The organism is Microbacterium sp. P5_E9 (genome assembly GCF_054049175.1).
This window is the reverse complement of the sequence record NZ_JBFUMV010000002.1, coordinates 585,827-593,666: the sequence shown is the minus strand read 5'-3', so window position 1 is coordinate 593,666 and position 7,840 is coordinate 585,827. Positions and strand designations below refer to the sequence as shown.

Here is a 7,840-nt window from a genome sequence, read left to right as displayed (position 1 = left end):
GCATTTCCCCCAAGAAATACTGACGACCACAGTAATCGCAAGCCGCCAACCGTCTGTATACACCCGGCATGCCGGGGACGGCAAGGACCCGAGTTCAGATGACGAGACATGTCGACACACGCATGCGCACGACGGAATACATTCCTCTATCGCTCTCACTGCGAGGAGGGCGCACAATGGAGGAACGGATGCCACAAAGCCGCGGCACCGCAGAGCACAGCCCACAAGGCCCGCCGAAGGAAGCATGCGATGACGCACACCCTGCCCCTGCCCGACTTCACCCACGAGCGTGTGGAGGTGATCACCGGGAGCCGCAGTGACCTCTGCATCACCGTCGCCCTGCATTCCTCGGCGCTCGGCTCCGCCCTGGGCGGCGCGCGCCTGTGGACCTACCCGCACTGGAGCGACGCCCTCGGCGACGCCCTGCGGCTCTCCGCCGCCATGACGCTCAAGAACGCGGCGGCCGGCCTCGACGCGGGCGGCGGCAAGTCCGTGATCGCCCTTCCCGAGGGCACGGTCCTCGACGCCGAACGGCGACGGGCGGCGTTCCTCGACCTCGGCGACGCGGTCGAGTCGCTGCACGGCCTCTACCGGACGGCGGAGGATGTCGGTTCGACCACCGACGACATGCTGGTCGTCAGCGAACGCACCGAGCACGTCGTCGGGCTCCCCGATGCCGTCGGCGGCTCCGGCGAGCCCGCCGGACCGACGAGCCTCGGCGTGTACGAGTCGGTGCGCGCGACCCTCGAGAAGATCACCGGGGTCGCGGATGTCGCGGGGCGTCGAATCACGATCTCCGGGCTCGGCCAGGTCGGCAGCCGACTCGCGGTGCGACTGGCAGCCGAAGGCGCCTTCCTCACGGTCACCGACGTCAACGCCGCCAAGCGCGACCTCGCCCTCGACCTCGGGGCGGAGTGGGCTGTCCCGGGCACCGAGCACCTGGTCCCGGCCGATCTGTTCGTACCGGCCGGCATCGGCGGCCTTCTCACCGACGAGGTCATCGACGCGCTCGAAGCCAAGGCCGTGTGCGGCCCGGCGAACAACCCACTGGCGGATCACTCGGGCGCAGCCCGTCTCGCGGCTCGCGGCATCCTGTACGCCCCCGACTTCGTCGTGAACGCCGGCGGTGTGATCTACCTCGACCTCGTCGCCAAGCGCATCGGCACCCGTGCGGAGGTCATGCACCGCGTCGCGGGCATCGGCGACACGCTGCGGCGGGTGTTCGCCGAATCGGATGCCCGCGGCGTCACCCCGCTCGAGGCCGCCGAGCGGCTCGCCGCCGAGCGGCTTACGAGCGCGCAGCGCCAGGACGCGCCCGCGCGCGAGCACGCCCTGACCTGATCCACCGCCGTTCTGGTCTGGTCCGGTACGACTCGGTGTCATAATTGCCGACACCGAGTCGCATCGGCGACAACGCTTCTGGCTCAAAGGAGACGCCATGTTCAACAGCCCGTACCCGGATGTCGAGATCCCGAACGTCTCGATCTTCGACTACCTCTTCGGCAGCCTCGACGACGCGGAGCTCGCGCGCGTCGCGCTCATCGACCCGTCGACCGGGGCTGAGACCACCTACGGCGCCCTGCGCGCCCAGGTGTCCGGCTTCGCCGGGGCGCTCGCCGCCCGCGGTGTTGGCCTCGACACGGTCGTGGGCCTCCTGTGCCCCAACGTGCCGGCGTTCGCGACCGTGTTCCACGGCATCCTGCGCGCCGGCGCCACGGTCACGACGATCAACTCGATGTACACCCCGGGCGAGATCGAGAAGCAGCTGCGGGATGCCGGGGCGACCTGGCTCATCACCGTCTCACCGCTGCTCCCCCAGGCCAAGGCGGGCGCGGCGGCAGTCGGCATCGCCGACGACCACCTGTTCGTGCTCGACGGCGCCGAAGGGCACCCGAACCTGCGCGAACTGCTCACCGAGCAGAGCCCCGCACCGGACGTGAGCTTCGACCCGGCGACTCACGTGGCGGTGCTGCCCTACTCGTCGGGCACCACCGGCATCCCCAAGGGCGTCATGCTCAGCCACCGCAATCTCGTCGCCAACGTGCAGCAGTGCGTGCCCAACATGGACCTCACTGCCGAGGATCGCGTGCTCGCGGTGCTCCCGTTCTTCCACATCTACGGCATGACGGTGCTGCTGAACCTCGCGCTGCGCAAGCGCGCGAGCCTGGTGACGATGCCGAAGTTCGATCTGGTGGAGTTCCTCACGAACATCCAGAAGTTCCAGTGCACCTATCTCTACATCGCCCCGCCGATCGCGGTGGCGCTCGCAAAGCACCCGATCGTCGACCAGTTCGACATCTCGAGCGTGCACACGGTGTTCTCGGGCGCTGCTCCCCTCGACGGCGAGACCGCCGAGATCGCCGGTCGGCGCATCAACGCCCGGATGCTGCAGGGCTACGGCATGAGCGAGCTCAGCCCGGTCTCGCACGCGATGAACTACCGGCGCCACGATGTGCCGGTCAGCTCGGTCGGCGAGACGCTGCCGAACGAGGTGTGCAAGCTCATCGACACGGCCACCGGCGAGGAGATCACCGAGTTCGGCGCTGACGGCCAGACGCTGCCCGGCGAGCTGTGGATCAAGGGCCCGAACGTGATGCTCGGCTACCTCAACAACCCGGAGGCGACGGCCGAGACCCTCGACGCCGACGGGTTCCTGCACACCGGCGACATCGCGGTCTACCACGAGGGCGGCTACTTCTCGATCGTCGACCGCGCGAAGGAGCTCATCAAGTACAAGGGCTACCAGATCGCGCCCGCCGAGCTCGAGGCTCTGCTGCTCGGTCACCCCCAGGTGATGGACGTCGCTGTGATCGGCGTGCTCGACGACGACAAGCAGGAGATCCCGAAGGCGTTCATCGTCGCCGCGCCCGACTCCGGGCTCACCGAGACCGAGGTGATGGAGTTCCTGGCCGCACAGGTCGCCCCGCACAAGAAGGTGCGCCGGGTCGAGTTCATCGACGCCATCCCGAAGTCCACCTCGGGAAAGATCCTCCGCAAGGACCTCCGGGCGCGCGAGCTCGCGAAGGTCTAGCGGACGGACAGCGGATGCCTCGACCCGGCCGGGTCGAGGCATCCGCTGTTCCTGCAACTAGGCCTGTGGCTCGCCGTGATATGGCCCGAGAGGCTCCTCGCCGACGGCAGGCTCGGCCTCGTCTTCTTCGGGCTTGGCGACCACCTCGGCCGGGAGGTTGCGGGCGAGCATGAGCGAAACCGCGAGCAGTGCGAAGACGATGAACAGCGCCTGCTTGAGCGCCTCTACCTGCGAGTCCGCGTAGTCCTGGGCGACCGCCGTCGCTACCGCGGGGTCGGCTCCCGCGTCGAGGACGATCTGCTCGGCCTCGCCCTGGGAGATGATCGGCACACCCTGTTCGGCGAGCACCTGAGTCACCTGACTCTGCACCTCCGGTGTCACCTTGTCGTTCAACTGCACCGCCGCCGAGAACCCCGACCCGAGCAGGAGGATGAACACCGAGCCGACGATCGCGGTGCCGAACGACGAACCGAGGTTCTGGAACGTGCCCTGCAGGCCGCCGACCTCGGACGTGTCCTCTTTCGAGACGGCCGACATGTTGACGTTGCCGAGCTGCGAGGCGAGCAGGCCGAAGCCGGCGCCGATCACGAACATGCCGATCGCGAACGCCCAGTCCCAGAGCTCCGGCTGGATCGAGACCAGCACGATCAACAGGCCCACGGCCATCGTGGCTTGACCTGCCCGGGCGATGTACTTCGCGGAGCGGCGCTGCGTGAGCCACGAGCCGACGATCGAGCACAGCACGAGGCCGGCCGACAGCGGGAGGATCTTCAGGCCCGTCTCGAGCGCGTTGTTGCCGAGCATCGTCTGCAGGTAGACGGGGATCACGAAGAAGAGCGCGGCGATCGCGAAGTACTGCACGAGGAACCCGGCCAGGCCGCTCCGCAGCGCGGGGATCGACAGCAGGCTCACCTTCAGCAGCGGGTTGCGGCCGGCATCCTCGAGCTTGCGCTGACGCCGCAGGAACAGCCACAGCACGACGATGCCGAGGAGGATCAGGTACGTCACGAGCGAGACCCCGAGCGGGGCGATCTCGACTCCGTTGATCTCGGGCGAGATGAGCGGCGTGAACCAGCCCCACGTCTTGGACTGCAGCACGCCGAAGACGAGCAGCGCCATGCCGCCCGCCGAGAGGATCACGCTCGGGATGTCGATCTTGAGCGACGGCGTCGCCGGAACATCCTTGATCCGCCCGGCGAAGATGAGCACGAAGATCATGATCACGGTCTCGCCGAAGAAGACGAAGCGCCAGGACGCGTAGGTCGTGGCGAGCCCGCCGATGAGCGGACCGGCCGCCGCCGCGAGTCCGGTCGCCGCACCGAGGATGGAGAAAGCCGCGACCCGCGCCTTGCCGGTGTAGTTGATCGCCGCGAGCGCGGCGATCGCGGGGATGACGAGGACCGCGCCCAGACCCTCGACGAGCGACCAGCCGAACAGGAGCATCCCGAGGTTCTGACTGAGGCCCGTGATGAGCGACCCGACGCCGTAGATGACGGCGCCGATCTTGAACGCTCGGCCGCGGCCGAGCTTGTCGCCGAGTTTGCCGCCGGTCAGCATGAACGCCGCCATGGTCAGCGTGTAGAACGTGATCGCGGCCTGCATGCCCGTGATCGTGGTGCCGAGGTCCGACGCCACCTGCGAGATGGAGACGTTCATCACGGTGCTGTCGAGCACCATCACGAACTGCGAGACGGCGAGGATGACGATCACGAGCCAGTTCTTCATGGCCCGGAGCCTATCGCCGTACGGGGTCGCACGGCCGGAGCGCCGTCCGAATCGGGTGACTTCGAATCGCTCGGCCCGCAAACGAGAAAAGCACCCCGGAGGGTGCTTTTCTCGGATTGGTGGACCTGAGGGGACTCGAACCCCTGACCCCCTCGATGCGAACGAGGTGCGCTACCAGCTGCGCCACAGGCCCATGAACCTCCGATAGGTTATCACGCAGCCAGGGCCCCTCCGAATCGTGCGAGGGCGGTGCGGACCGCTCGGTGAACGGCCAGGATCGAAGGGTGACCACTCCCCCGCCGCCCTCGTCCGCCCTCCGCAACATCCGCCCGTGGGGCGACGCTGCGCGCGACATCCGCATCTCCGCAGCGGGCGAGATCAGCGCCATCGAGCCCGTCTCAGAGCGTCCGCTCGAGCCGGGTGAGATCGACGGGCGGGGTCTGCTCGCGCTGCCCGGCTTCGTGAACGCCCACGCCCACATCGACATGACATGGTTCGGCTTCCCCTGGCAGTCCTACGGCGGAGAGGGCGGCACGGAGGGCAGGATCCGGCACGATCGCGCACGCCGAGGCGAGTTCGGCTACCCGAGCGCCGAGATCACGAAGCGCGTGCTGGCGGAGTTCGTCCGCCACGGCACCACGACCATCCGCACGCACGTGGATGTCGATCCCGATGCCGGGCTGCGTGCCATCGACGCCGTGCGCGAGGCCGCAGCGTCCTACGACGGTGCCCTCACTGTCGAGATCATCGCCTTCCCCCAGGATGGCGTCCTCCGGCGCCCTGGCGTGCTCGACATGATGCGCGAGGCCGCGCGCCGAGGCGTCGACCACCTCGGCGGGATCGACCCGGCGAGCATCGACCGCGACCCGGTGGGTCAGCTCGACGCTGTCTTCGGTCTCGCCGCGGAGTTCGGCACCGGCATCGACATCCACCTGCACGACCCGGCCGAGCTCGGCGCCTTCCAGTTCGAGCTCATCATCGAGCGGACCCAGCGACTGGGCCTTCACGGCAAGGTCAACATCGCGCACGGCTTCGCGATCGCCCAGGTCGATGCGCGCCGCCGCCATGACCTCCTGCAGGCGATGGCGGCACTCGACATCACCATGACGACGGTCGCACCGCTGCGACTGCCGCAGCTCTCGCTGCACGAATTCGATGCCGCCGGGGTGCGCTTCGCGCTCGGCACCGACGGCATCCGGGACCTCTGGAGCCCCTATGGCACGGGCGATCTGCTCGGCATCGCGTGGCAGTACGCGCGCGCATCGAGCCTGGTCCGCGACGAGGACCTGCGCCGGGTCGTGGAGATCGCCACGCGCGACGGCGGCCGATTCGCCGGGCTCGCCGTGCACGACCTGGTGGAGGGCTCGCGCGCCGACATCGTGCTGCTCGACGCGGAGAACCCGATGGACGCCCTCGTGCGGACGCCGCCGCGGCAATTGGTGCTGGGAGGCGGACGCGTGCTCTACGCCGCGTGACCGATCACTGACCGACGGCGCGGCGCGCGAGCAGCTCGCGGACGTGCGCCTCGATCTCGGCATCGTCGGACAGGCCTCCACGGGCCGTCGCGACGCGCCCCGGCGTGATCGACGGCGGGCGCAGCTCTTCGGCGCGCCGACGCATCGCCTCGGCGACCGCGGCCTGTCGCAGCGACTCCTGCGCCTCGGTCGCGTCGAGGATCGCAGCGGCCCGCGAGCCGGCCGAGGCGGTGAGCGGCTGCGGCAGCCGGCGCGGCGCCCACGTGCGGGGGTCCGCCGGGAGCGGCACATCCTGAAGCGCGGCATCGACGTGGGGCGCGGCATCCGCTGTCCACTCCTGCGTGCCGCTGCGACGGGCGCCGACGACGGACATGCGGCGCAGGAGCACGAGGCTCGTCGCGCCCAGCATCGCGCCCGCCCACATCAGCAGCTGAGTGCCAGTGGCGACGACAACCCAGATCCCCGCGGCGAAAAGCCCGAGCGACAACGCCGCGATCACGGCGATCACCATCCGCGCTCGCCGGCGTGCCCGCGCCTGGCGAGCCGCGGGAAGCGCACGTGCCGATGCGAGCTCGCGGCGGGCGGTCTCGAGTCCGGCCTGCTCGCGCTCGGTCTGCGTGCGACGGGCGAGCTCCGCTCGTTCGGCGAGCGCCCGACGTGCGATGCGCTGCTGCGCGTGCGCCGTGCGGGTGTTGAGCTCGAGCCGCACCTCGTGCGGCGTCTCGCTGGTCTCCGCCAGCACCCGCAGCGCCTGATTCAGGCGGACGGCGTTGCGCTCGGCGGCGTCGTACTGCCGGCGACTGTGCCAGGACGGCAGGAGATACACGAGCCAGAGGAGCACGGCGACGAGCATGATCACTCCACCGCCCAGCACCTGCCCGCCCATGGCCTCCACGGTAAGCGAGTCTGATGCCGACCCCCGGTTAATGCGCGCGTGTCGCCGGCATGCGTCCCTCGGCGATATATGAGGTTCAGGCGTGCAGGCGGTCAGCCGGCGGGATCGCCGCCGCATCCTGCGGCACCCGGCCCTGCAGCCAGCGCTGCAGCACGCCCTCGGGAACGTCCTCGCGGACCAGCGCGAAGGCATAGTGGTCGCGCCAGTCCCCGTTGATGTGGATGAACCGCCGCCGCAGCCCCTCGTAGCGGAACCCGAGCTTTTCGACGACGCGCAGACTGGCGACATTCTCCGGACGGATGCAGATCTCCATGCGGTGGATGCGCAGCTCGTTGAAGCAGATGTCGGTCGCCATCGCCACAGCGGCTGGTGTGATCCCGCGCCCGGCGAACCGCTCGCTCACCCAGTAGCCGATGGTTGCCGACGCGAGCGATCCGCGGGCGATGCCCCAGACGTTCAGCTGTCCGGCGATCTCGCCGTCGTATTCCATGACGAAGGGCACGCCGAGGCCGTCCCGATACTGCTGGAGCAGGCGCCGGATGCCGACGCGCATGTCGAAGGACACCGGACCGTCAGGACTCGTGGCCTCCCACGGGCGCAGCCAGGAGCGATTGGAGAGCAGCTCCTGCTGGATCACCCGGGCATCGCGCTGACGGACGAGCCGCACCGATACCGGGCCGTGCCGACGAGGGGTGGCCAATTCCATGAATCCCC

The 7,840-nt window shown here is 69.2% G+C and carries 6 protein-coding genes and 1 tRNA gene; 3 read left to right on the top strand and 4 right to left on the bottom strand.

Annotated elements, in window-relative coordinates:
- Nucleotides 1-249: 249 nt before the first annotated feature.
- Both ACXJ3V_RS06190 and ACXJ3V_RS06185 read left to right on the top strand, forming a co-directional pair.
- Nucleotides 250-1,341 (top strand): Glu/Leu/Phe/Val dehydrogenase dimerization domain-containing protein, encoded by a 1,092-nt coding sequence (locus tag ACXJ3V_RS06190; RefSeq protein ID WP_457099381.1) that lies wholly within the window; start codon nucleotides 250-252, stop codon nucleotides 1,339-1,341.
- Nucleotides 1,342-1,438: 97 nt separating this feature from the next.
- Complete coding sequence (locus tag ACXJ3V_RS06185; RefSeq protein WP_457099380.1) at nucleotides 1,439-3,031, top strand: AMP-binding protein; 1,593 nt, start codon at nucleotides 1,439-1,441, stop codon at nucleotides 3,029-3,031.
- Between the two features lie 57 nt (nucleotides 3,032-3,088).
- On the opposite strand, the gene ACXJ3V_RS06180 is transcribed toward ACXJ3V_RS06185, so the two are convergent.
- Nucleotides 3,089-4,756 (bottom strand): MFS transporter, encoded by a 1,668-nt coding sequence (locus ACXJ3V_RS06180; protein ID WP_457099379.1) that lies wholly within the window; start codon nucleotides 4,754-4,756, stop codon nucleotides 3,089-3,091.
- Between the two features lie 117 nt (nucleotides 4,757-4,873).
- Nucleotides 4,874-4,949 (bottom strand) — tRNA-Ala (locus ACXJ3V_RS06175).
- A gap of 91 nt (nucleotides 4,950-5,040) precedes the next feature.
- Here ACXJ3V_RS06175 and ACXJ3V_RS06170 point away from each other — a divergent pair.
- Nucleotides 5,041-6,231: an amidohydrolase family protein gene (locus tag ACXJ3V_RS06170; RefSeq protein WP_457099378.1), complete on the top strand. Its 1,191-nt coding sequence runs from the start codon at nucleotides 5,041-5,043 to the stop codon at nucleotides 6,229-6,231.
- A gap of 4 nt (nucleotides 6,232-6,235) precedes the next feature.
- Here ACXJ3V_RS06170 and ACXJ3V_RS06165 read toward each other — a convergent pair whose 3' ends face one another.
- Both ACXJ3V_RS06165 and ACXJ3V_RS06160 read right to left on the bottom strand, forming a co-directional pair.
- Nucleotides 6,236-7,117: a large exoprotein gene (locus ACXJ3V_RS06165; RefSeq protein ID WP_457099377.1), complete on the bottom strand. Its 882-nt coding sequence runs from the start codon at nucleotides 7,115-7,117 to the stop codon at nucleotides 6,236-6,238.
- Nucleotides 7,118-7,202: 85 nt separating this feature from the next.
- On the bottom strand, nucleotides 7,203-7,832 hold the full coding sequence (locus ACXJ3V_RS06160) for a GNAT family N-acetyltransferase (protein WP_457099376.1): 630 nt from the start codon (nucleotides 7,830-7,832) through the stop codon (nucleotides 7,203-7,205).
- Between the last annotated feature and the right edge of the window lie 8 nt (nucleotides 7,833-7,840).

Excerpts from the sequence above, each read along its gene's own strand:
- ACXJ3V_RS06190 (WP_457099381.1), top strand. The coding sequence starts at position 250 with ATGACGCACACCCTGCCCCTGCCCGACTTCACCCACGAGCGTGTGGAG.
- ACXJ3V_RS06185 (WP_457099380.1), top strand. The coding sequence starts at position 1,439 with ATGTTCAACAGCCCGTACCCGGATGTCGAGATCCCGAACGTCTCGATC.
- ACXJ3V_RS06180 (WP_457099379.1), bottom strand. The coding sequence starts at position 4,756 with ATGAAGAACTGGCTCGTGATCGTCATCCTCGCCGTCTCGCAGTTCGTG.
- ACXJ3V_RS06165 (WP_457099377.1), bottom strand. The coding sequence starts at position 7,117 with ATGGGCGGGCAGGTGCTGGGCGGTGGAGTGATCATGCTCGTCGCCGTG.
- ACXJ3V_RS06160 (WP_457099376.1), bottom strand. The coding sequence starts at position 7,832 with ATGGAATTGGCCACCCCTCGTCGGCACGGCCCGGTATCGGTGCGGCTC.